General features: G+C 64.9%; 22 protein-coding genes. 10 read left to right on the top strand and 12 right to left on the bottom strand.

Annotation, left to right across the window (positions count from 1 at the left end; all coding sequences use genetic code 11):
• Positions 1-2 precede the first annotated feature (2 nt).
• The gene (locus tag VI340_RS08135; protein ID WP_336330516.1) at positions 3-1,241 is read left to right on the top strand and encodes a P-loop NTPase; all 1,239 of its coding nucleotides are present in this window, start codon (positions 3-5) and stop codon (positions 1,239-1,241) included.
• Between the two features lie 172 nt (positions 1,242-1,413).
• A complete protein-coding gene (locus tag VI340_RS08140; RefSeq protein ID WP_336330515.1) occupies positions 1,414-2,046 on the top strand; it encodes a trimeric intracellular cation channel family protein in 633 nt (210 codons plus the stop codon).
• Between the two features lie 226 nt (positions 2,047-2,272).
• Here VI340_RS08140 and VI340_RS08145 read toward each other — a convergent pair whose 3' ends face one another.
• From VI340_RS08145 to VI340_RS08170, 6 genes are all read right to left on the bottom strand, one after another.
• Positions 2,273-2,860 (bottom strand): TorD/DmsD family molecular chaperone, encoded by a 588-nt coding sequence (locus tag VI340_RS08145; protein ID WP_336330514.1) that lies wholly within the window; start codon positions 2,858-2,860, stop codon positions 2,273-2,275.
• A complete protein-coding gene (nrfD, locus tag VI340_RS08150) occupies positions 2,857-4,158 on the bottom strand; it encodes an NrfD/PsrC family molybdoenzyme membrane anchor subunit (protein WP_008308765.1) in 1,302 nt (433 codons plus the stop codon). Before nrfD ends, VI340_RS08145 begins: the two co-directional genes overlap by 4 nt.
• Positions 4,158-4,988, bottom strand: a complete 831-nt coding sequence (gene dsrO / locus VI340_RS08155; RefSeq protein ID WP_008308764.1) for a sulfate reduction electron transfer complex DsrMKJOP subunit DsrO — start codon at positions 4,986-4,988, stop codon at positions 4,158-4,160. Before dsrO ends, nrfD begins: the two co-directional genes overlap by 1 nt.
• Before the next feature lie 2 nt (positions 4,989-4,990).
• A complete protein-coding gene (locus VI340_RS08160; RefSeq protein ID WP_336330513.1) occupies positions 4,991-7,486 on the bottom strand; it encodes a molybdopterin-dependent oxidoreductase in 2,496 nt (831 codons plus the stop codon).
• The gene (locus VI340_RS08165; RefSeq protein ID WP_008308761.1) at positions 7,479-7,721 is read right to left on the bottom strand and encodes a 4Fe-4S ferredoxin N-terminal domain-containing protein; all 243 of its coding nucleotides are present in this window, start codon (positions 7,719-7,721) and stop codon (positions 7,479-7,481) included. The genes VI340_RS08160 and VI340_RS08165 overlap by 8 nt, the downstream gene beginning before the upstream one ends.
• Positions 7,722-7,849: 128 nt before the next feature.
• Positions 7,850-8,488, bottom strand: coding sequence for a helix-turn-helix domain-containing protein (locus VI340_RS08170; protein WP_336330512.1), 639 nt, complete (start codon positions 8,486-8,488; stop codon positions 7,850-7,852).
• A 306-nt stretch (positions 8,489-8,794) separates the two neighbouring features.
• Here VI340_RS08170 and VI340_RS08175 point away from each other — a divergent pair, with 306 nt between their 5' ends.
• From VI340_RS08175 to VI340_RS08200, 6 genes are read left to right on the top strand one after another with little or no spacing between them, the layout of a single operon-like run.
• Complete coding sequence (locus tag VI340_RS08175; protein WP_336358177.1) at positions 8,795-10,588, top strand: VWA domain-containing protein; 1,794 nt, start codon at positions 8,795-8,797, stop codon at positions 10,586-10,588.
• On the top strand, positions 10,588-12,954 hold the full coding sequence (locus VI340_RS08180) for a VWA domain-containing protein (protein ID WP_008308756.1): 2,367 nt from the start codon (positions 10,588-10,590) through the stop codon (positions 12,952-12,954). Before VI340_RS08175 ends, VI340_RS08180 begins: the two co-directional genes overlap by 1 nt.
• Positions 12,951-13,610, top strand: a complete 660-nt coding sequence (locus VI340_RS08185; RefSeq protein ID WP_008308755.1) for a coiled-coil domain-containing protein — start codon at positions 12,951-12,953, stop codon at positions 13,608-13,610. The genes VI340_RS08180 and VI340_RS08185 overlap by 4 nt, the downstream gene beginning before the upstream one ends.
• The gene (locus VI340_RS08190) at positions 13,610-14,566 is read left to right on the top strand and encodes a DUF7502 family protein (protein WP_008308753.1); all 957 of its coding nucleotides are present in this window, start codon (positions 13,610-13,612) and stop codon (positions 14,564-14,566) included. Before VI340_RS08185 ends, VI340_RS08190 begins: the two co-directional genes overlap by 1 nt.
• Positions 14,563-15,504, top strand: coding sequence for an AAA family ATPase (locus VI340_RS08195; RefSeq protein WP_336358178.1), 942 nt, complete (start codon positions 14,563-14,565; stop codon positions 15,502-15,504). Before VI340_RS08190 ends, VI340_RS08195 begins: the two co-directional genes overlap by 4 nt.
• A gap of 49 nt (positions 15,505-15,553) precedes the next feature.
• Positions 15,554-16,420: a DUF58 domain-containing protein gene (locus VI340_RS08200; RefSeq protein ID WP_008308749.1), complete on the top strand. Its 867-nt coding sequence runs from the start codon at positions 15,554-15,556 to the stop codon at positions 16,418-16,420.
• 21 nt (positions 16,421-16,441) lie between these two features.
• On the opposite strand, the gene pyrI is transcribed toward VI340_RS08200, so the two are convergent.
• The 4 genes from pyrI to VI340_RS08220 form a co-directional block, all read right to left on the bottom strand.
• Positions 16,442-16,909 (bottom strand): aspartate carbamoyltransferase regulatory subunit, encoded by a 468-nt coding sequence (gene pyrI, locus VI340_RS08205; RefSeq protein WP_008308747.1) that lies wholly within the window; start codon positions 16,907-16,909, stop codon positions 16,442-16,444.
• Complete coding sequence (pyrB, locus tag VI340_RS08210; protein WP_008308746.1) at positions 16,906-17,820, bottom strand: aspartate carbamoyltransferase; 915 nt, start codon at positions 17,818-17,820, stop codon at positions 16,906-16,908. Before pyrB ends, pyrI begins: the two co-directional genes overlap by 4 nt.
• Before the next feature lie 158 nt (positions 17,821-17,978).
• Positions 17,979-19,115 carry an FG-GAP repeat domain-containing protein gene (locus VI340_RS08215; protein ID WP_008308744.1) on the bottom strand — a complete coding sequence of 379 codons (1,137 nt, stop codon included), beginning with the start codon at positions 19,113-19,115 and terminating at the stop codon, positions 17,979-17,981.
• A gap of 60 nt (positions 19,116-19,175) precedes the next feature.
• Positions 19,176-20,108, bottom strand: a complete 933-nt coding sequence (locus tag VI340_RS08220) for a sugar phosphate isomerase/epimerase family protein (protein ID WP_336358179.1) — start codon at positions 20,106-20,108, stop codon at positions 19,176-19,178.
• Between the two features lie 259 nt (positions 20,109-20,367).
• Between VI340_RS08220 and VI340_RS08225 the strand changes: the two genes are divergently transcribed.
• Both VI340_RS08225 and VI340_RS08230 read left to right on the top strand, forming a co-directional pair.
• Entirely contained in the window at positions 20,368-20,994 is a 627-nt protein-coding gene (locus tag VI340_RS08225) for a MinD/ParA family ATP-binding protein (protein ID WP_008308741.1), read from the top strand.
• A 28-nt stretch (positions 20,995-21,022) separates the two neighbouring features.
• Positions 21,023-21,652: an RAD55 family ATPase gene (locus tag VI340_RS08230; protein ID WP_004515458.1), complete on the top strand. Its 630-nt coding sequence runs from the start codon at positions 21,023-21,025 to the stop codon at positions 21,650-21,652.
• A gap of 8 nt (positions 21,653-21,660) precedes the next feature.
• Here the strand turns inward: VI340_RS08230 and VI340_RS08235 are convergent, their stop codons facing one another.
• Both VI340_RS08235 and VI340_RS08240 read right to left on the bottom strand, forming a co-directional pair.
• Positions 21,661-21,861 (bottom strand): hypothetical protein, encoded by a 201-nt coding sequence (locus VI340_RS08235; protein ID WP_008308737.1) that lies wholly within the window; start codon positions 21,859-21,861, stop codon positions 21,661-21,663.
• Positions 21,862-21,999: 138 nt separating this feature from the next.
• Positions 22,000-22,947 (bottom strand): FKBP-type peptidyl-prolyl cis-trans isomerase, encoded by a 948-nt coding sequence (locus VI340_RS08240; protein ID WP_336358180.1) that lies wholly within the window; start codon positions 22,945-22,947, stop codon positions 22,000-22,002.
• Positions 22,948-23,010: the final 63 nt, after the last annotated feature.

Raw genomic sequence — 23,010 nt, forward strand, 5'->3', positions numbered from 1 at the left:
CGATGACTGACGGAACGCCCACCACACTGACCGACCGCATCGAAGCCGCACTGCGAGACGTGCGCGATCCGAACGCCGACCTCTCCGTGTTCGACGCGGGCTTCGTCGAGAACATCGACGCGGCCGACGGTGAGGTGACTATCGAGGCCGACCTGACCGCGCTGGACGGCGGGACGAGTACCCAGGTCGTCCAGGCGATGCTCCACGCAGTCGACGACGTGGACGGCGTCGACAGCGTCCACGTCGAACGGACGACGCCAACGAGCGAGGGCCAGGCCGGCGTCGAGTCCTTCGACCACGTCGTGGCCGTCGCCAGCGCGAAGGGCGGCGTCGGCAAGTCGACGGTGGCCACGCATCTCGCCTGTGCGCTGGCCGCCGACAACGACGTGGCGCTGTTCGACGCCGACATCCACGGGCCGAACGTCCCCGAACTGCTGGAGGTGAGCGGCCCGGTCCACTCCAGCGAGGAGGGCGACCCGCTCCCCGTCCGAGCGGGCGACATAGACGTGATGAGCGTCGGCCTGATGGAGAGCGGCGCGCCGCTGGCCTGGCGCGGGGCGATGGCCCACGACGCGCTCGACGACCTCTTCGAGAACACCGCCTGGCGCAACGACGAGGTACTGGTGCTTGACCTGCCACCGGGGACGGGCGACGTGGTGCTGACGACGCTGCAGGAGGTCCCCGTCGACGGCGTGGTCGTCGTGACGACGCCGTTTCACGCCAGCGTCAGCGACACCAGCCGGACGGTCGAACTGTTCCGCGACAACGACGTGCCGGTGCTCGGCACCGTCGTCAACATGGCGGAGTACGTCTGTGACTGCTGTGGCGAACCGAACGACCTGTTCACTGGTGACGCGCTTTCGGACCTCGATGCCGACGTGCTGGCCGAACTCCCGTTCTCGCACGACCTGCAGGAAACGCCAGCGCCCGGCGACGTGCCCAGCGCGGTCAGCGATTTGGGGGATGCCGTGGAATCGGCCCTCGACACAGCCGGTGAGGTGGGCGTCGATCCGACCGCCGATATCCGGGGCCTGCCGCCACAGGAACGCAAGGATCTGGTTCGAGAGCAGTTCACCGCACTGGACAGCGACGAGTCGTTCGTCCTCGTCAGCGACCGCGACCCGACGCCAGTCGGGCAGTTCCTGGGCCGACTCGCCGAGGCTCCACGAGAAGCTTTCGACCCGTTCGAGGTCCGCCGAGCGACACCGTCCGTCTGGGTACTGGAGACGGTCAAGCCGTGAGTACGGTCGCTGGCAGTCGACAGTGACAGCAAGTCCCACGCCTCACGGACAGGACTAAAGGCATAATTGTCCGCACCCGTAGTAGTAGCATAATGACCGCGAAACTCGTGACAGCGGGTCGACTCGCCCGGGGTCGCTCACGCGCCGTGCCCCAGCGGGCCGGAGGGGTAACGTGACCGACCCGTTTGCGGTGATGAACGCTATCGGGCTGGTCGGGTTCGCGTTCGTCGGCGCGGCGAAGGCTGTCGAGGAGCGCTACGACGTATTCGGCGTCACGGTCGTCGGCGTGATGACGGCGCTGGGTGGCGGGACGACGCGGGACCTGCTGTTGAACCGCGTTCCGAACTCCCTGCAGTCGCCCGGCGAAGTCACCCTGTCGCTCCTCGGCGTCGCCGCGGCCGTTTTGCTCGTGCATTTCCTCGACGACGGCCACCAGCATCCGGTCGTCCTGACGGCCGACGCCATCGGGCTGGCGGCGTTCACGACCACCGGAGCGCTGCTGGGCCATCAGGCCGGCCTCCCGGTGTTTGCCGTCGTCGCGCTGGCGACGGTCAACGCGGCCGGCGGCGGCGCGATATCGGACCTACTGCTGGGCCGGACGCCGTTCATCCTCCGCGAGGACTTCTACGCGTCCTGTGCCGTCATCGGCGGCCTCGCCTTCTGGGCGCTGGCACAGCTAGGCGTGGCGGCCGGTGCGGCATCGGCCGGGTGCGCGCTCGCGGTGCTGTTGGCCCGAGGGCTGGGCATCGGTCGCGGGTGGTCGCTCCCGACGGTCCAGGCGTGGGAACGACGCGACGCACAGTAGGACCGCGCCGCCGCTCCGGGTTCTCGTCTGTCATGCCCCGCTCTCCTGCATCCGCTGGGCTTCGTCGCTGTGACCGACTGTGCGACCGCTGCGGGAGCTGTCTCTCGTACTCGTCGCGATACTGGTCGCTGACGGCGCACACGACTCTGGGGGCGTATTGTCTGCGAAGATGGGTGAGGAGACAGTCGGCCGCCGCGACGAACCCGATCAGTGCCCCGCAGGTCCGCTATTGCCCGAGCACCTCCCGGGTCGTGGCTGCCAGTGACGCGTAGAACGCTTCGCGCGTCTCTGCCTCGACGTGGCCGAGGAACTCGTCAGCCCACGCATCAAGATGCTCCGCACGGAACTGGGCAAGCCGTTCGTCGAGACCCGCTTCTGCCAGATAGGCGGCGAACTCCAGTTCGGTCGCAATGTGGTCCGGGAGGTCCGGATGGTCAGCCGCAGGCTGGACGCCGAACTCCCGGTACCAGCGCACGACAGCCATCGTAGCTGGTCCCTTGACCGGGCCGAGTTCGTCCGGGTCGTCGCCGTCGCGATAGACGCTCTCGTAGGGTGGACACGGTGGCCCTTCCGGCCCAATAAACAGCCGGGTGTACTCGGCGCTGAGACGGCGAAGGTCAACCGAGCCAACGTCGCCGACTACCGGGACCAGTTCGCCGGTCTCGACGGCTTCGACCAGCTGTTCGGTCGGTTCCCGCCAGCATTCGGCGAGGACGGCGTAGGTCGCCGCGACATCCGAGCGGAATCCGTCGCTGTCTGTGCCGCGCTCGGCTGCTCGCTCACGCTTGGCGGGAGCGTCAGTCTGTCTGTTCATTGTCGCTCCTGTCGACCGCCGTCAGTCGCGTACGACTCCGGTCTCTCGACTCGCTGAATCGGCACGTATTTCAGGCCGAGCGTGACGATGAGTGCGCCGAAGGCGACGATACCGAGGGTGACAGCCACTTCGACCAGCGTCGGGGTGTAGGCCCCCGCAGTCGCCCAGATGTCTGTCGTGATGCCGGCATACTCCCCACCGGTCGAGATACCCGGTGGGAGGGCGATGTTAGCGACTTCGTATCCCGTGAACACCAGCCGGATCCCCTCGAACATCGTGCCGAAGACCGCGAGGAGGCTCGCGGTGAAGATGACCGACACGCGCTTCCGAAGCGATGGAATCATCAGCATGACGAGCGGGACTGCCCCGCCGACGACGGTCCAGAGCCAGAAGTAGACGGACTCGCCGATGAGGAAGCTGCTGGTGATGGCCCAGAACTCGAAGTGGTTCGCCCAGGCGTGGGGCAGTCGCTCGGCCGCGAGCAAGTACACTACGTGAAGCGCGAGGAAAATGCCGAGTATCTTCCCGAGACTCGTGAGTTCCTCGCGGTCGACCTCGTAGTTCGTGAGCCGGTCTGCGAGTACCGACACGACCAGCAACAGTCCGAGCCCGGAGACGAGCGCCTTGGCGATGAACACCGGTGCGACGAGGGGACTGAACCAGTCGCCCCGACCGATCTGCGTCGCGAAAATCCACCCGGTCACCGAGTGGAGTGCGACCGCGGTCGGGAGAGCGAGTGCTGCGGTCCAGAACATGAGCGTGCGGTCACGCTCGCGCCCAGCGTCGGTATCAGCAACGCCCAGTGCGAGTCGCGACCCGCGGGCGGCCAGATCGCGGCGGGTCAGCAGCCATAGATACCAGAGGTTTAGCACGCCATAGAGGATGACGATACCGAAGTCCCACACCATCGGCGAGCGGAAGTCCGGCGAGGTGAAAAACTGGTAGAGTCGCTCGGGCCGACCGATGTCCGGGAGGATGAGCAGACCCGCGACGGTGATACAGGCGAGACTGACCAGCACGCCGAGCCGTGCGAACCCCTCGTAGCGGTGTGAATGGAAGAACTTCGGTGCACTGGAGATGATGAGTCCCCCGGCAGACAGCCCGACGAACAGGACGAACATCATGATGTACAGTCCCCACGAGAAGACGTTGCGCATCCCCGTGGCGACAAGCCCAGTGGTGAGTTGGTAGCCCCAGGCTGCCAGTCCAGCGACCATGATGGCCGCGAGCAGACCGAGCCACAGCTTTCCTTTCGTCCCGAAGGCCGGAATCGCGATCCGTGACGAGTCAGCGGCCATCAGTCATCACCTCCGGACCCCACTGCCGGGACGTGTGGATCTGCATCACTCTCGATGGAGTGGTGGCTGCCACCCGAGTCGCCACTGTCGCTTCCGTCGGCGTCAGACGGCACGTCCTCGGCTCCATCGGACCACGGAGAAACATCGTCGAGTTCGCTCTCCATTTTATCCGACGTCTGCGGCCGACCGGGACTCATCTCGCCGCTGATGTAGTGCGTCTTCGGGTCCGTCCCGCGGTCTTCGAGGAGCTGGTCCGTCTCGTACTCGTTGATGTACTTCGAGACGGTACTCCCCTCGTCGTCGAGGTCGCCGAAGATGCGTGCGTCGGCCGGGCAGTTGACGACACAGGCCGGGTCGAGTCCCTCGTCGACGCGGTGGCTACAGAACGTACACTTCTCGACGACGCCCTGTGGCCGGGCGGCAACGTCGCCCGTCCCCTCCTCGGGCATCTGCTCGGGTTCGTCCCAGTTGAACACCCGTGCGTTGTACGGGCAGGCGGCCATACAGTAGCGACAGCCGATGCACTTGTCGTAGTCGATTTCGACGATCCCGTCGTCCCGGGTGTACGTCGCGTTGACCGGACAGACCTTCACACAGGGCGCGTTTTCGCAGTGTTGGCACGCCGTCGGCTGGTACTCCATGTCCAGCGAGCCACTGCCGCCGTCTTCGGGATAGCCACCGGACGGGGTGTCAATCTTGTCGCCGCCCTCCGTCAGGACGCGGTTCCAGAACTGCCCCATCGGGACGTTGTTCTCCTGTTTACACGACACTGCGCATGCCTGACAGCCGATACACCGCTCCTGGTCGATTACTAGGCCGTAGTTCGTCATTGTTAGTCACCTCCTGCGCGCGGTGCGTCGGCACCGGCCCCGCGCGGGTTATCGGCTTCGTACTTGTCCGTATCGACGTCATCGGGGGCCGGTTCGACTTCGACACGGACGTCGTAGAACGCCATCGTCTGGCCGACCTCGCTGACCTCGTTGTGCGTGAGGTCGTTGTGGTGGCCCGCGACGTAGTCGCGTGCCCACCATCCCTGGTCAGTGTTTACCAGCCCCGGCTGGAACGCCTCGTTGTACTTCGCCTTCACGATCATCTCGCCGCGGTCGTTGTGCACTCGGACGTACTCGCCGTCCTCGATGCCGCGGGCCTTCGCGTCCGTCGGGTGGATGTCCAGCTGTGGTTCGGGGTTGACCTCACGCACCCAGTTCAGCATCTCGTACTGCGAGTGGATGCGGAACCGGCTGTGCTTCTGCATGAACATCAGCGGGTACTCGTCGGCCTTTTCGTAGTCGTCGGCTGTCCGGTCTTCGAGCGGTCGAGGAACGTCGAACGTCACGCCCTCCTCGCTCGGGGCGTCGTCGTCGTACATCTTGATTCGCCCCGTCTCAGTGGGGAACGCATCGGTGTACTTGACGATGGGGACGCTCTCTTTCTTCTGTGTTCCCTGCTCGAACAGCGTGTCGAAGTCGATATCGTCGTCTCGGCCGGCGAGTTCCCGGAGCATTTCGCGTTTCGTCTCCGGGAACCGGTCGCCAAAGCCGAGCCGCTCCGCGAGCCCGCGGATCGCGTAGTAGTCGTCTCTGGCCTCCCACAGCGGTTCCTGTACCTTGTGTCGGTAGCTGATGTGTGGATGGGACCCCCAGCTGGACGTGATATCCTCCTGTTCGAACCAGTGTGGAACCGGGAGGATGATGTCCGCGTGCTGGACCGTATCCGTGTGGTGCATGTCCGCGACCACGTACATCTCAAGGCTTCTGATGGCCTCTCTGAACCGCTGCCGGTCCGGGAACTGGTTGCCCATCATGTTCGACTCGATCGAGTAGACGGCCCTGACCTTGTGCGGGTCACCGTCGAGTATCGCGTCTGGGTATTCGGGGAAGAACAGCGACGGTCCGGGGTCAGCGTCCTCCGGCGCGCTCCAGCCACCGGTACTGAGCGTCGCACCGCCGGAGTGATGGGCGTGGATGTTTCCGTGCCGACCGTAGTCACCGGTCAGTGCCATGAGCATCGCGTAGGTCTGGCCGAAGATGTGCCCGTGTTTGTACCGCCCGATCGCGTAGCTGGGGGCGATGCCACCGGGGCCGCGAGTCGCCAGCCATCGGACTGCAGTGCGGATGTTTTCCGCGTCGACACCGGTCTTCGCCGCGACTTTCGATGGCGCGTAGTCGGCCACGTGGTCACGGAGTCTGGTCAGTGCCGTCTCGCATTCGATGCCGTCAACGGTGTACTCCCCGAAGAGCGCATACGGGCCACCGGTCTCCGGTTCGAGTTCGACCGGCGTCGTACTGCCCTGTTCGACGGCGACGACCTGGTTCTCGCCGCCGTCTTCGAAGACGTCGCTCGCCTTGAGCAACTCCCCGGTGTCCGTGCGGATCAGCGCCGGCGCGGTCGTCCGTTTCCGGAGGAAGTCCTCGTCGTACGTCTCGTCCTCGAAGACGGTGTGCATCATCGCAAGGGCGAGATGCACGTCTTTCCCGGGTTTGACCGGGAGCCACAGGTCGGCTTTCGACGCTGTCGTCGTGTACACCGGGTCAACCACGACGAGCTTCGCCCCGCTCTCGACGGCGTCGAGAACCTTCGAGGCGTCCATCTGGAACTGGCTGGCGAAGAGGTCCGACCCCCAGACGATGATGGTGTTCGCGTTCTCCCAGTCCTCCGCCTCGTTCGTCGGCGGAAGGAAGAAGCCGGTCCCAGTGACCCGGTTGAATCCACGACCGACGTTGGCGTCGATGCCCCAGGCTGACTGGGTCGAACCGAACAGGGAGGCCAGTCGATTGAACGCCGTGCTGGACTGGCCGTAGTTCCCCGACCCCGCGTGGAAGAGGACGCTCTCCGCGCCGTGGGCTGCTTTCAGCGACTGCATCTTGTCGGCGACGAGGTCGAGTGCCTCGTCCCAGGAGACGCGCTCGAACTCGGCGTCCGGACCGCGTCCGTCGGGGTTTGGCTCGTCGGGCGACCAGTCTGTGCGCTTCATCGGGTACTTCAGTCTCGTCGGGTCGTACACACGCTGGGTGTGTGAGAGGCCGAGCACACAGGCCCGCTTGTACTGCTCGTCTTCCGGCGGATGTGGCTCGACCTTCTTCACCTGGCCGTCGCGGACGTGGACGTCGATGGGACACTTCCCGCGACAGTTCGGTGAGCAGACGGTCTGGATGACCTCGTTTTGCCCGACGTAGCTCTCGATACCGGAGTCGCGGTTGGACGGCCCGGTTCCGTCTCCGCGTTCGACCAGCGTCTGGAAGAACCCGCCCCCGCCAAGACCGAGGGCAGCAGCCGCTCCGCTGGCTTTCAGTACGTCACGTCGGTAAACGCCGTCGTCGTCAGTCATCGTCGAATCCCTCAGGTTTGGTCGGCCGCTCGTCTTCACCGAACTCTGCCAGTAGCTCCTCGTGATACTTCTCGTGGAATTCGGCGTCGCTCAGTTCTCCGTTCGAGACACGAATCGCGTCACGAGCCATCCGTAGCCCCAAATCAGTGTCGTACTCGACGCCGTCAAGCATCGCTGCTGCTTCGTCTTCCCACTCATCAATCGGCGTCAACCGCGGCTGCTGTGGGTCATTCATGGCTCTAGTTACCGGTTACCCTCGAAACTCGGTAGGGAGAGCGCTGTATTGTGAAGGGATTTAAATACGGAGGGAGTGTCACCGGGAGTCTCTGTCGCTGCCAGTGCGTCCAGCCCGAAAAGGCGAGTCTACGGGTCGAAGGCGGCCGTCGCGAGTTTCGATTCGACGGCGTTCAGGCGTTGAGAGAGGGCGGATTTCGAGATGTCGAGCGTGGCCGCGAGTTCGTCGAGGGTCGTCTGCCGGGGCGTCTGATAGTACCCTTCGTCCACTGCGAGTATCGCCGCTTCCCGCTGTTTTGTCGTGAGACAGGCGAGGTCGACTGTAGTGGGCTCCGACTCGGTCGCGTCGTCCTGTCGGGATGTCAGCCGTCGCAGACGCACTCGTTTCGCGGCCGATTCCAACTGGTCGACTAGCTCGCTGATGACGCTTCGGTCTGAGACGTACGTCTCGATGAAAAGCGAGTCACCGTCTACGCGCCGGGTTCGTGGGACACACCCGACCTCGCTAAAGGCGAGACAGAGACAGGCGTCCCCGACCTGGTTTGTCGAGTGGAGAACCCGCTCGGTACCGGCCTCGTCGGTGACAGTCACCTCCGCGTGACAGACGCCGTCGTCGATCTGGTTCTGAGCGTTCTCGATGTCTGCATCCGGATCCGAAAGGGGGCACGAACAGTCATCGGGCAGTTCAATTTCGAACAGAACCTTGAGGGTTCGTTCTTTCGCGGTCCCCGATGTCGCCCCTGTAGGCCCGCTTTCGGAGTGTCCCATTCTGATTGTCACTCGACTATCTGCAGTTAAATGCATTTTGTCATCGCCGCCGAAATCCGCAGACTGCGGGCGTATTCTACCTGTTCTTCTATGTGGAGAATGGAGCCTCCCGAAGCCGCGGCGGCGTCACTCATTGCGTCGGTGACAGCGTTCGTCTGTTATCGGAGGATCGAAAATAACCGCCTGTACTGCTGTGCTGGGCCATAGTCGTCGATGAGTCGGCCGAGAGACACCGCCGTCAGGTGCACGTACAGTGGTGTCACTAGAGTCACAAGATAAATGCCGCCTCCACCTGATACACAGACAATGGTCCTCTCGGACGTTTTGCTTGCCCCCCTGGGACTGGCGGCTCTCCTCCTGGCGGTGCCGATAGTGGTGCTGTATCTCATCCGACCGGACCCGCAGGAACTCACGCTGCCGACGTACCAGTTTCTCGTCGCCGGAGAACGCCAGCAGTCAGCGACGCCGTTTCTCGAACGGATCTCGCGGAGCCTCCTCCTGCTGTTGCAGGTGCTTGTCGTGCTGGTGCTGGCGGTCGGGCTGGCGACGCCGTACGTCACCGTTTCCGAGCGAGCGACGGTCGAGGAGACGGTCATCGTCGTCGACACCAGCGCGTCCATGGGGACCGACGCCGACGGCCAGACGCGCTTCCAGCGGGCCGTCGCAACCGCCCGTGAGGAGGTGACAGGGACGACCTCCATCGTCACCACGACCAACGGTGGCGAGGTGGTGCTCCAGCGTGGGACGCCGACGGCGGCGCAGGGGACGCTGGACGGGCTCAGCCCGACGGACGCGCCGGGAGCGCTCAGCGGCGCTATCTCGCAGGCGGCGTCGCTCGCCGGCGAGAACGCCAGAATCGTCGTCCTGAGCGACTTCGCGGGCGAGGAGTGGACCACTGCGGTCACCACGGCGCGGGGGCGCGGCCTCTCCGTCGACCTCCAGCAGTTCGACGGTGGGGGCGACGCGAACGTCGGGTTCATCGACCGGCGGTTCTCCGGCTCGGCGGTGACGCTGTCGGTGAAAAACTACGGCGACTCGACCGTCACCCGGACCGTCCGGCTCGGCAACACCCAGCGAGAACTGCAGCTCGGACCCGACGACGTTGGCTCGGTGACGATGCCGGTCCCGGCCGGCGGGAGCGAGGCCCGGCTCAGCCCGGGCGACAGTTTCGCGACTGACGACAGCGTCTACGTCGCTGCACCGGCGGACGCGGCTGTCGACGTACTGGTGCTGACAAACGACCGGAACCGGTACCTGACCACCGCGCTGTCGGTCGTCGACCGGGTGAACGTGACGGTCAGGCAGCCGCCGACGACCATTCAGAATAACTACGACGTCATCCTGTACAGCAACGTCGACCAGAGTTCACTGTTGCCCGGCAACGTCGAAAGCGGGCGCGAACTGGTCGAAGACGGTGGCGGCGTGGCGGTACTGGCACAGGACGACCTCCCACAGCGGTACCGGGACCTTCTCCTCATCGAGCCCGGCGAGACCCGGGCGGGCGCGACAGTGGGCCAGACGGCACAGACACAGCTCACCCGTGGCATCGACTTCCAGCCCCCGGACGAGTACATCTCCGGCTCGCTGCGCTCCGGGTCGGCCCAGGTGCAACTGGGCGACGGGACGCCGCTCATCGCGACCGAGGACCGGAACGGCGGCCGCGTCATGTACTACGGCTACATCGAGGACCGGTCCAGTTTCAAGTTCAACTACCAGTACCCCGTGTTCTGGAAGCGGGCGGTGTATTACCTCGCGGACAGGGAACAGCTCCCGGCGCTGAACCACGAGACCGGTGAGACCGTCCGGTTCGGTAACACCACCGTCGAGGGGCCGGCCGGCCCTGTCTCCGGGAACTCGGTCCCGCTCCAGCGGGCCGGCCTCTACCGGAGCGAGAGTCGACAGGTGAGCGCGTCGCTGCTTGACGAGGGCGAGTCAAACACCAACGTCGAAGCGCTCGACCGGCGCTCCGGGACGGCCGGGAACCTCACCCGGACCGAACAGCGGTCGGTGCCACAGCCGCTGACCGAGTACTTCGCGCTGGGCGGGCTGATACTTGCGCTGGCCGAGGTCGGCTATCTGCGCCGACGGGGTGATCTCTGATGGCGGTTTCCTACACCCTCGCGGAGGGACTCACCGTCGGCGTCGAGCACCTGTGGCCGCTACTCGTCTTGCCGGTCGCCGTCGGCCTCCTCGCGTATCTCGTCCGGCGTGGCGATGGCGGGCCGCGGTCGGCCTCGAACCGGAGCCGCCGGCTCCTGCTCGCCAGCCGTGTGCTCATCGTCTGCCTGCTCGTGCTGGGCGCGATGGAACCGTACACCGTCCAGACCCGCGAGACGCCGGGCGAGCCGGGCGTGACACTGCTGACAGACGAATCCGCGAGCATGGGTATCTACCCGAACACGACCGACGAGCTGGTACAGGACATCGAGGGCGAGGGGATTCCGGTGACGCGAGCGACAATCGGTAGCGGGTCGAACTCGCGGATCGGCGACGGCGTGGCGGCAAATCTCCAAGCAAACGGGACAGTCGTCGTCGTCTCCGACGGCCGCGTCACGGAGGGCCGGAGCCTGGCGACGGCCGGCGAGGACGCCGCCGGGCTCAACGCGACTGTCCACAGCGTCACCCCGCAGTCGCCACGAACAGAGCGAGCCGTGGCGATAGCGGGGCCGTCGACGGTGAGCCGCGGCGTCCAGTCACAGTACACCGTCTCGATGCAGGGTGTGAACGTCCTCGAACCCGTCCCCGTGGAGGTAACTATCGACGGTGAGACCGCGACTGAAGGAGAGCTCCGGCCGGACGGCACGCTCACCGTCGACCACACGTTCGAGGAAACCGGGTCACACCGCGTGACGGCGACGCTGTCCGGCAACGACGAGTACGCGCGAAACGACGTGTTCTACAAGAGCGTCCGCGTCGTCGAACAGCCCGACGTGCTGTACGTCTCACAGGGCGAGTATCCCCTGCGGAACTACCTCGACTCGCTGTACAACGTCTCGACGGCCTCGTCGGTCCCGGCGGACCTCGACGACTACTCGGCTGTCGTCATGCAGGACACGCCATCGGGCAATATCGGGAACGCCACCGCACTGCAGGACTTCGTCATCAACGGCGGCGGACTGGTCGTCGCGGGCGGCGACAACGCCTACGAGAACGGCGGCTACGAAACGTCGTCGGTGGCCTCGATGCTCCCGGTCCGCGTCGGGAACGCCACCGGCGGCGAGTCGAACATCGTCATCCTCGTCGACGTCTCCGGCAGCGCCGAGAGCGGCCTCGCGATACAGAAAGCCGTCGCGCTGGACGTGCTCGACCAGCTCGGCGACGAGAACCAGGTCGGCGTCGTCGCGTTCAACCACAACGCGTACCGCGTCTCGGAGATGCAGGCGCTCGGGCAGAACCGGGCGGAAACCGAAGACAAGATCCGACGGCTGGAAAGCGGCGGCGCGACGGACATCGCCGTCGGGCTTCAGGGGGCCGACGAACTCTTGGGTGACCGCGAAGGGACGATCATCCTGCTGAGTGACGGCCAGGACCGGCTCGGCCCGCCGGCGGCCGTCGCCAATCAACTGGGCCGTGAGGGGACGCGCGTCGTCTCGGTCGGCGTCGGCAAGCGCGTGGGCGTCGCGACGATGCGCCAGATCGCAAGCGAGTCCGGCGGCTCGTACTTCGCCGCCGACGAGACCGAGCGGCTGCGGCTCCTCTTTGGCGGCTCCTCGCGGCGCTACCAGGGGGAGAACCTCACCATCGTCACGGAGGACACGTTCATCACCTCCGGCGTCGAATTGACAGCCAACCCCGGGCAGGCCAACAATGTCCGCATCAAGCCCGGGGCCGACTACCAGGTCGCCACCGCAGACGGGAAGCCGGCCATCGCCTCCTGGCGGTTCGGGCTGGGCCGCGTGGTCTCGATCACCGCCTACGATTCGGACAACACGATGGGCGGCCTGCTCGACCGGCCGGACTCGCTGGTCGTCACGAAGTCCGTCAACTACGCCGTGGGCGATCCAATGCGCACGCAAACCGGTGTCACAGCGGTCGACGATGCCCGCGTGGGGAGTCCGACGACGCTGACCTACCAGGGTGATAGCCGCCCGGACGCGGCGAACATGTCCTTCCGCCAGGTCGGCGACGGCCGGTATCGCGGCGAGTTTACACCTCGGGAAGCAGGGTATCAGACCGCACTCGACACCGAGTACGCGGCGAACTACCCCGTCGAGTACGCGTCCTTCGGCCCGAGTGACAGCCTCGATGCGCTCGTCGAAACGACGGGCGGGCAGACCTTCAGCCCGGCCCAGGGCGAACAGATAGCCAGAGAGGCGCGCCAGAAGTCCACCCGGGTCCGGACCGTTCGGGACACCTGGGACTGGCTCGCCTTGCTCGGCGCGCTCCTGCTGTTCACCGGCGAGGTGGTCGCCCGGCGTGTTCAAGTGTACCGCGGTCGCACCTCTCTGGAGAGTGGTCTCCCGTGAGCGCGATCGGCCGCCGGATTAACCTCGGGCTTGTGGTGTTCGTCGTCCTCTCGATGGTCGGTACCGGCGGAACGACGGTGCTGTACCAGGACTCCGCGAGCGAGCTTCGCTCGCAGAATCAGGAGCTCAGACAGGAAAACGCCGAGCTTCGGGGGAACCTAGACGACACCAGGAGCGAACTGGAATCCACACAAACCCGTGTCGACGAACTCCAGGAGCAGTTGGAGACGCGGTCGGAAGACGTCGATCAAGTCGCAACCAATCTGAATCAGACGGAGTCGCAGTTGAACGCCACGGAAAGCCAGTTGGCAGAGACCCGGCAGTCGCTCCGCCAGAGCGAGGGCCGCGTCGATGAACTGGAGGGGACAGTCGACGACCTTCGGGACGAGCGCGACACTCTCGAGGACGAAGTCGATGACCTCGAAACGACAATCGGCGATCTGGAGGCGGATAATGAGGAGTTAGAGGACGAACGCAACGAACTGGAGGAGCAGGTATCCGACCTGCAGGACGATATCGACAGCCTGGAATCGCGGATCGACACCCTCGAAAGCGAGATCAATGAACTCGAAAATCAGAACGAAGCGCTGAGAGACGATATCGAGACCATCTGTAACAGGATGGAGACACCGGACCCGACCTGCGAGGACTACTGATGGACGACCCCGACACAGATACCGGAGAAAACGGCGACGAAGAGCCGCCTGAAAACGGACGGGCACAGGCACGCGAACGCATGGCCGACGCCATCGCCGAGGTCAGACGCGAGGGCAAGAAGGCGGCGTTCATCTACGCCATCGTCGACGCGGTGTTGGTCTTTCTCCTGGTGAACATCTTCCTGACTGTCCTCTCGCCGACTGAACTCCCGACACAGCTGTCAGTTCCGACGGCGGTGACGGACCCGGTCGGGGCGGCTGTCGGCCGCTCGATACCTGCGCTATCGTTCCCGACGGGCGCAGTCGTCGGCATTGTCGTCGGCGCGCTCTGGTTCGTCGGCGAGTATCTGTACCGGGTCCGACAGCCACTCGTCGAGCAGTTCGAGGCGGCGAACGCGAACGTCACCGACGCGCTCCGAACGGCGCGGGACGCGGTCGAGGACGGGGCTGAAACGCGGATGGCGACCCGGCTCTACGAGGACGTGCTTGCGGGCCTGAAACGGAGTTCGAGCGTCGCCCTCGTCGACAGCCGGCGGCTTATCGGGACGCTCATCGTCATCGTCCTGCTGAGCCTGGCGACGGTCCAAGTGGCTGTCGTCGACATCGGCCTACTCGACCGCGACCCGGTCGAGACGGAGTCGCCGAACGACCGGCCCAGCGAGTACGAGGGGCTCGAAGACGGCGACGCGATACTCGGCGACAGCGAGGACGTGCAGGCGGGCGACGAGAACCTCACCGCCGAGATTGATTCGACGGGCGGCGACGAGGAAATCGACCGGAGCCAGTCGTTCCCGTCGTCGTCGGACACCGGGGGGCCGGGAAGTGGAAGTGGCACAGTCGACAGCCAGCAGGCCGGGTTCGCCGGCCAGGAAGACGTCGAGGACGCGGACCTCATCCGCGAGTACAATCTCAGGATCCGAGAGCAAGACACGGACGACGAGGACACCGACCCATGAGCTCAGAGCACGACATCGACGAACTACAGCAGAAGATCGCGAACGCACGCGAACAGATCGGCACGCGGATCGTCGGTCAGGAGGAGGTACTGGAGCAACTGCTCATCTGTATCCTGGCCGACGGCAACGCCCTGCTCGAATCGAACCCGGGACTGGGGAAGACGACGATGGTCCGGACCGTCGCGGAGGTGACCGACCTCCAGTTCTCCCGCATTCAGAACACGCCCGACCTGATGCCCTCCGACATCACGGGGACCGAGATCATCCGCGAAACCGACAGCGGCCGCGAGTTCGTCTTCGAGAAAGGGCCGGTGTTCGCCAACGTCGTGCTGGCCGACGAGATCAACCGCGCGACGCCGAAGACACAGGCCGCGCTGCTGGAAGCGATGCAGGAGAAACAGGTGACCGCCGCGGGCGAGACCTACGAACTGCCGCGGCCGTTCTTTATCCTGGCGACACAGAACCCCATCGACCAGTCGGGGACCTACGCGCTCCCGGAGGCCCAGACCGACCGCTTCATGCTGAAACTGCTGGTCGACTACCCCGACTACGAGGAAGAGCGGACCATCGTCGACATGTACACCGCCGGCGCGGAGCAGGTCCCCGTCAAGCGCTCGCTCACCCGCCCAGAGATACAGAAAATCCAGCAACTGGTCCGCGAAATGCCCATCGCCGACGACCTGCGCGACCGGGCGGTCCAGCTCGTGCGCCGGACGCGCGAGGCCGACGACATCGAGTTCGGGGCCAGTCCGCGGGCGAGCATGGCGCTCGTCCAGACGGCGAAGGCACGGGCGTTCCTCCACGGCCGCTCGCACGTCACGGGCGAGGATATCGAGGCGCTGGCCGCGCCCGTCCTCCGGCACCGGATTATCGTGGACTTCCGGGCCGAGCGGGCGGGCCGGACGGCGGACGACCTCATCGCGGACCTGCTGGAATGAGTCACCCGACGCACGCAATCTGGCGGGCGGACCCGTGGGAGGGACAGCCGTGACTATCGAACCGGATTTTCTGGACGAACTCGGCCGGTTTACCGCCGCGCTGAACCGCCAGACGACCTCGATTCGACAGGGCGATCAGCAGTCCCCGCGAGTCGGCGAGGGGCTCACGTTCAGCGACTACCGTCGCTACTCGCCCGGGGACGACACGCGCCGCATCGACTGGAAACTGTTCGCCCGGACGGAGGAGTACTTCATCAAGCAGTACGAGGAAGAGCGGAGCCTGACCGTCCACCTGCTCGTCGACACGAGCGCGTCGATGGACTACGGCGACGCGGCGAGTCACAAGTTCGAGTACGCCGCCAAGCTCGGGCTCGGCTTCGCCTACCTCACTGCCGAGGAGAACAACGACTTCCAGTTCTGTACGTTCCGCGACCGGGTGAACCGGATCGACACTGGACAATCGAACCGGGGAGAACTCCTCTCGCTCATCGACCAGTTGAACGAGGTAACGCCCGACGGGACGGCCGATTTCGAATCCGCGCTGGAGGCCTACGCCGAACGCATCCGCTCGCGCTCGCTCGTCGTCGTGTTCAGCGACTGCTTGGCCGAGCCGGAGCAACTCGAATCGGGCATCGCCGCGCTCGCACGCAACGACGCCGACGTGCTGCTGGTCCGCGTGGTCGCCCCAGCAGAACGGGACCCCGGCGTCGTCGGCGACGTGCTGTTCGCCGACCCCGAAAGCGACGAGACGCGCCGGTCGTATTTCAGCGGCTCGCTGGCCGAAACGTACCAGTCGCGGCTCGACGCACACATCGATTCGGTATCGAATCGCGTCACTGCACTCGGCGCGGACCACGTACTGGTCGATACCGGCGAAGACTACTTCGACTCGTTTGCGAGCATCTGGTTACAGTAGCCAGACGGCGGCAGGGTCGGCTTACTCCGCGAGGATGTGTGCCGGCAGGTCGTCGCGGATGATTGTATCGCAGTACTCACAGCGGACGCCGTCGTCGCCGACGGCGAAGCGCGAGTCGACGGGTTCGGCTTCGGTCGTGATGCAGTTGTGGTTCGGACACTCGAGGACGCCCTCGACGACCGAGGGCCGCTCGACGCGGCGCTTCTCGACGACATCGTAGTCACGGATGATGTTGATCGTCGCCGCGGGGGCGATGAGCGAGAGCACGTCGACCTCGTCCTGGGAGAGTTCGCGGCCCTCGACTTTGACGACATCTTTGTGCCCCAGACGGTCGGAAGGCATGTTCATCGCGACGGAGACGGAGTCACCGCTGGTCCCGTCGATACCCAAGATTGCGAGGACGTTCAGCGCCTGCCCGCCCGCGATGTGGTCGATGACGGTGCCGTTCTGGATCTTCGAGACGCGGAGTTGCTGGTCGTTGTCGCTCATTGGTCGCCTCCGAGCATCAGGTCGAGCAGCGCCATCCGTACGGGGACGCCGTTGTGGGCCTGCTGGAAGTACTGTGCGTGGGTGGTCTCGTCGACGTCGTGGGCGATCTCGTCGACGCGCGGGAGCGGGTGCATCACGGTCAGGTCGTCCTTGGCCGCGTCCAGCGTGTCGGCGTCGATCTGGTACTGGCCGGCGACTTCGCGGTACTCGCTCTCGTCGGGGAACCGCTCGGCCTGGATACGTGTCACGTAGAGCACGTCCAGGTCGGGGAGAATCTCGTCGAGGTCGGTGTGCTCGCGGATGCCCGCGCCGGCCTCGTGGAGGTCGTACCGGACCGACCGCGGAAGCTGGAGTGACTCGGGGCTGATGAAGTGCTGCCTGGCGTCGACGGTCGTGAGCGCGTGGGCCAGCGAGTGGACCGTCCGACCGTACTTCAGGTCGCCCATGATGCCGATAGTCAGGTCCTCAAAGCCCGCGTTCTCACGGATCGTGTAGAGGTCGAGCAGCGTCTGTGTCGGGTGCTGACCGGCCCCGTCGCCGGCGTTGACGAGCGGCACGTCGACGAACTCGCTCGCCATCTTCGCGGAGCCCTCCATGGGGTGCCGGAGCACGAGCGCGTCGGTGTACCCCTCGACGACGCGGACAGTGTCGGCCAGTGACTCGCCTTTCTTCACGCTGGAGGACTCGACAGAGCCCATGTCGACGATGTCGCCGCCGAGGCGTTTCATCGCCGTAGTGAAGCTCATCTTCGTCCGGGTGCTCGGCTCGAAAAAGAGGAGGCCAAGCAGCGTGTCGCTGTGCCGGTCCGCGAACGCTCCCGGGTCAGCCGCGATGTCGGCCGCGTGGTCGAGCACCGTCTCGATGTCGCCCCGCGAGAGTTGTTTCGCGCTGATGATGTGGTCGTGCCGCATTTCACTCGATACCGCGCTCCGGACGGTCTTGAATCCCCCGACACGGGAATTGAACGGTCACTTACATCGTCAGGTTCGGCTTCGGGAACATCGTCGCTGGGTTCGAAAGCAAGGCCAGAGGGAGCGTAGCGGCCAAAATAACACGACGAGGCGCCTCGTCAGGGATTGCTCTGCCAGACGTCGACGCGGGGCTCGGTGTATGCCTTGCCGACGATGTCGGGGAGACCGTCGCCATCGAGGTCGACGACCTTCGCTTCGTGGGTGGGGATGCCGGTTCCCAGTTCTTTCTGCTCGAAGTTCCCCGCCCCGTCGTTGTGGAACACGAACTGTCGCGGTTCGTGTCCGTCCTCTAGCCCCATTTCCGCGACGAAGATGTCGGGATTGCCGTCGCCGTCGAAGTCCGCTACGTCGAGGCTGTGCGGGTTCGAGAGGTCGTCGTGCAGCAGCGTCAGGTCCCACTCTGGCGGGTCAAACACGCCCAGCCTGGCCGGGCGGTCGTCGAGATACGGTTCGTCGCCCTCGACGAGAATTATTTCCAGGTCCCCATCGCCGTCGACGTCCTCGATAGCGACGCGGGTACACTGCCAGTCCTCGGCGATAGACTCCCGGTCCCAGCCGTCGGTCGTCCGATGGAAGACGTTGGGGCCGGCGATGATTTCGACCTCGCCGTCCCCGTCGACATCCTCGACGGCGACGCCCTCGACGTCGATATCCTCGGCGACAACGTGTCGGTTCGCCACCGGCCACGGTTCACGCGTTGGGTCCTCAGGGATATCGTAGTAGAACACCGTTTCGGACTCCTGAGACAGCCCGACGACCTCGTTCTGTCCGTCGCCGTCCACGTCCGCCACCGCGGTGTCGTGATACTTCTCGAAGTCGTCGGTGATGAGCCGGCGCGTCCACTGCTTTCGCGGGTCGTCCGGTATTTCGAACCACCACAGCTTGTGCTGGTGAATGTTCTGGCCGGCGACCATGTCCGGGCGGCCGTTCCCCGTTATATCGCCAAGCGAGCCACCGACGGAGAGTTCGGGTGCGCTGGCGACGTCGTGGCGCTCCCAGCCGGGGTTTTCGTACCAGAACACGTTCGTCTGGAGCCAGCGGGCCAGCGGCCCCATGCCGAACACGGACAACAAGTCGACTGACGTATCGACCAGCGGGAACTGGACCTCGTGCTCGTCGCCGAGCGCCCCGACGATGACGTCCGGTCGACCGTTTCCCGTGAGGTCGGTCGTGAGACAGAAGCTCATCGTGCTCGCCGGCGGCGAGGCTTCGATGCGCTCGTGATGGAGGTTCATGTCCCAGCCGTTCGGGTGTATCGCTATTGTTATGGCCGGGCTAACACCGACCAACGGCGATCAAGAACTCGTAGCAGGAATCCGTGTGGGACTCCGCGAAGAGCCACTTCCGTCGAGGAGGCGCTCCAGCGTGGCCGCCCCGTGATCGATCTTCGCTTCCGGGTCGCTGTCGAGTTCGTTCTCGTATATCACCCAGTCGACGCCGGCGTCAGTCGCGGCGTCCAGAACCGCGTCCATATCCACGAGCCCATCTCCGTGTGGGACATCCTCGTAGCCCTGCAACGGTCCAGCCGAGGCTACGTCCCGGAGGTGTACCATATCGATACGGTCGCCACAGAGTGAGAAGAGCACGGTCGGGTCGTAGCCGGCTTCGCGGATTTCTGCGACCTCCGGTTCAAACGTGACTTCCGCCGGAGCGGTCCGAGCGACGAGATTCCACATGGGAGTCTCGTTCGGTATCGTCGCCGATTCGGGTGCCCGAAGTCTATTCAGCAACTGGTGTGTATACCGCCCGACGGCTTCGGGTATTGGCGTTTCCTCGACGATTTTGCCCGCCGCGTCCGGAAGGAAGGGGTGGAACGCCCGCCGACCGGTATGATACCCGAGGCACATGTCACGCTCTTCGAGGCGGGCCGCTGCGTCGCGGAATCGGTGGGAGAGCGAACGGACATCGCTCCGGGTTCGAAGCGCGGACGCCGGGAGATGTGGGACAACGAGTGTGTCACATCCCACTGTTCGACACCGAACCAGCAGGTCTGATTCGCCGTCCAGCGCAGCCTCGATTTCAGGGAGGTCTGTGTGGACGGCGACTGGTTCGAGGTCGGCGTCATCGAGTGCCGCTGCGACGTCTTCGGGCGGTTCCTCGTGGAACCGGTCGGCGAATTCGACCCCGTCGTAGCCGGCGGCGCTGACACGCCGGACGATTGTAGGGAGTGGCTCGGGTAGGGTACGGATGCTGTATAGCTGAAGGGCCGTGTTCGGTCTACTATCCATACACCCCGTAGTGGTGTCTCAGGTATTGTTACACACTCGTTATTAAGACACATGGAAACGAGTTCGAACGGGGCAATTGTCGGGACCATCGCCACCGAAAGCAGAGACCTGCTACGGCCAGGGAAGTCCAGCATATAACGACCGTATAAAAGTAGGCAACGGCCAACCGACGTAAGTCAGTCCTTCCAGCCCAGTTCGGCTGTCAATGTCCTCGACTCCAGTACAAGGATTCAAAACCGATAGACGGTCCATCCACAGTATGCTCGCAATCGCTGGCGGCAAGGGTGGCTGTGGCAAAACGACCATCGCCCTCGGTGTCGGTCAGGCACTGGGGACGCCAACCAGACGGTCGCTGGTCGTGGACACCGACCGCGACATGCCGAACCTCCACCGCCGCGCTGGCGTCGATCCGACGCCCGGAATCGCTGATATCACGGTCTCGGCTGAGCCGACCACGGTTGCCAAGCGCGCCACGGCCGTCGAGAACGTCGACGTACTCCCCTGTCAGGACGCAACCGAAGCCGCTGTCGACAATGCCATCGGCACACTGCCCCAACGTGATCGCCCGGTGGTACTCGACTGTCCGGCCGGCGCTGGCCCGGACGCCGCCCGGCCGCTGCGAGCGGCTGACAGGACGGTGCTCGTGAGTGCACCAACCCGCCAGAGCCTCACCGACGCAGCCAAGACGGCGGCGATGGCCCGTGCGCTCGATGCACCGCCCGTGCTCACGGTCCTCGTCGGCAGCGACGGGTCCGTAGACCCATCCCGACTGCTGTCCTGCCCAGAGACGGTTCACGTTCCGTCGGTGTCGAAGCCGCTGGAATCGGACCGGGCAGCGGCAAAATACGTCGAGATAGCGAACGTTCTCGCCAAGCGGAATACTTAATCTCGTGGCTAAATAATTTCTCAGTGGTATGGCCAACCGGTTGCGAACGGGCATCGATGTCCTCGACAGAAAGCTCGACGGAGGCATCCCTGCCGGGAGTATCGTCGTGCTCTCTGCCCAGCCGGCCAGCCAGGCGGAGCTGTTCCTCTACGAACTCACCGCCACGCGCGGGACGCTGTGGCTGTCGCTCGACCGGACCGCCGAGTCGGTCATCGCGAGCATCGAGCAGACGCCGGCCAACACCGGGGACCCGACGGTGCGGCACATCTCCGGCGAAGCGCCCCTTGACAACGCCGGTAAGCTCGTCTCGGCGCTCCCGGAAACCTCGAACCTCATCGTCGACCCGCTGGACGTGCTGGAAGCACAGGAGCCACACTCGCGCTTTCGCGCGTTCATGAACGACCTGCAGAACCACATCGTCAACACCGGGAGCCTCGCTATCGTCCACTGTCTCGATGGCCGAGACGTGCCACCGCTTCGGGATACGACCGAGCACTTCGCTGACGTGGTGTTCCAGCTCAACACCACGACGACCGGTGACGAGGTGGAAAACCGCCTCGCGATTCCGAAGTTCCGCGGCGGGCGAGCTCCCACCGACATCATCAAACTCAATCTCGTCGAAGAGGTCAGCATCGACACCAGCCGCGACATCGCCTGAGACGGATTCTATTCGCGGCCGGGCTGTAGTTCTCTGTCCGTCGAGCCGAACTCCGTACCCACGAGTATCAACAGGAACAGTCCGAGACCGACGCCGACGCCGGCTGCCAGTCCAAGCCCGGCGCTGCCAGTCAGCACAACCGTGCCGACACCGAAGGCGATTCCGGGCGGGAGCGCGAGCAGTAGCGGGTACATCAGCGATACTCGCATGGGTAGTGATGACGTGTCGTGGATATAACCGTTCTCCCGTCTGTGCCGTCAGAAAGTGGCAGTCGCTACCGCTCGGAACCGCAAAAGCGCTCGCTGGCGCTTATCACTCAAGAATCGCTCGGCGTGCTCGCGGCGCAGTTACTCTTCGGCGCCTTCGATCTCTTCGACGATCTCTTCGGCGTCCACGTCAGCGTCTTCCAGCGCGTCTTCGATGTCAGCGCCGCCGGCACCGCCCATGCCGCCCATCATGCCGGGCATGCCCATGCCGCCGCCACCGATCTCTTCCTGCACGATGATGCGGTCGATGTCGAGCAGCTGGGTGAGCTGCTGTGCGATCTGCTGTTTGCCCATCATCCACTGCTGGTTCATCGTCAGCTGCGGCGTCGCCTCGATGTAGAGCGTCTCCTTCTCGACTTCGACGGTTTCGTACTCGGGCTCGGACTCCTCGTCCTCGTCTTCGTCGTCTTCGCTTTCGACGAGCTGTTCTTCCTCGACGGTGTCGGTCTCGAACCACACGTCGAGCTCCATGTCGAGCATCATCTGGATGATGCCCTGGGCCTTCTCCTCGCGGTCCGTGACCTCTTCGAGGATTTCGTAGTCGTACTCGACGTCCTCGCCGGCCAGCGGGTGGTTGAAGTCCACTCGTGCGCGGCCGCCGATGATGGTCTCGATATGGCCGTGCTCGCCCTCGATGTCGACGTGCGCGCCGGGGTAGCGGTCGTCCTCCGGAATCTTGTCCTTCGAGACCGTCCGGACCTCTTCCTCGTCGTATTCCCCGAAGGCGTCGGCGGCGGCGACAGTCACGTCGCCCTCGTCGCCGACCTCCTTCCCGTAGATGTCCTGCTCGACGTCCGGGAAGATGTGGTTCTCACCCAGCACGATGGTACGTGGGCCGAACTCCTGCTGTTCGGTGTCGATACCGTCGTCCTCGGCGACTTCCTCGTCAGTCGTGTCGACAAGCTGGCCGCCATCGACGGTGCGGGCGGTGTAGGCGAGCTTGACGACATCGCCCTTCTGGAGTCCCTCCGCTTGCTCTTCTTCGTCTGCGGTTTCCGCATCGACTTCAGTCTCAGACTCGTTGCTCATACCCTGTTCGTCAGTCGTGGCACTCTTAAGGACAACGTTTCCCGGTCAGTAGCAGTCGAGCAA

Origin of the sequence: Haloarcula sp. CGMCC 1.6347 (assembly GCF_037078395.1) — an archaeon.
Classification (GTDB): Archaea; Halobacteriota; Halobacteria; order Halobacteriales; family Haloarculaceae; genus Haloarcula; species Haloarcula amylolytica.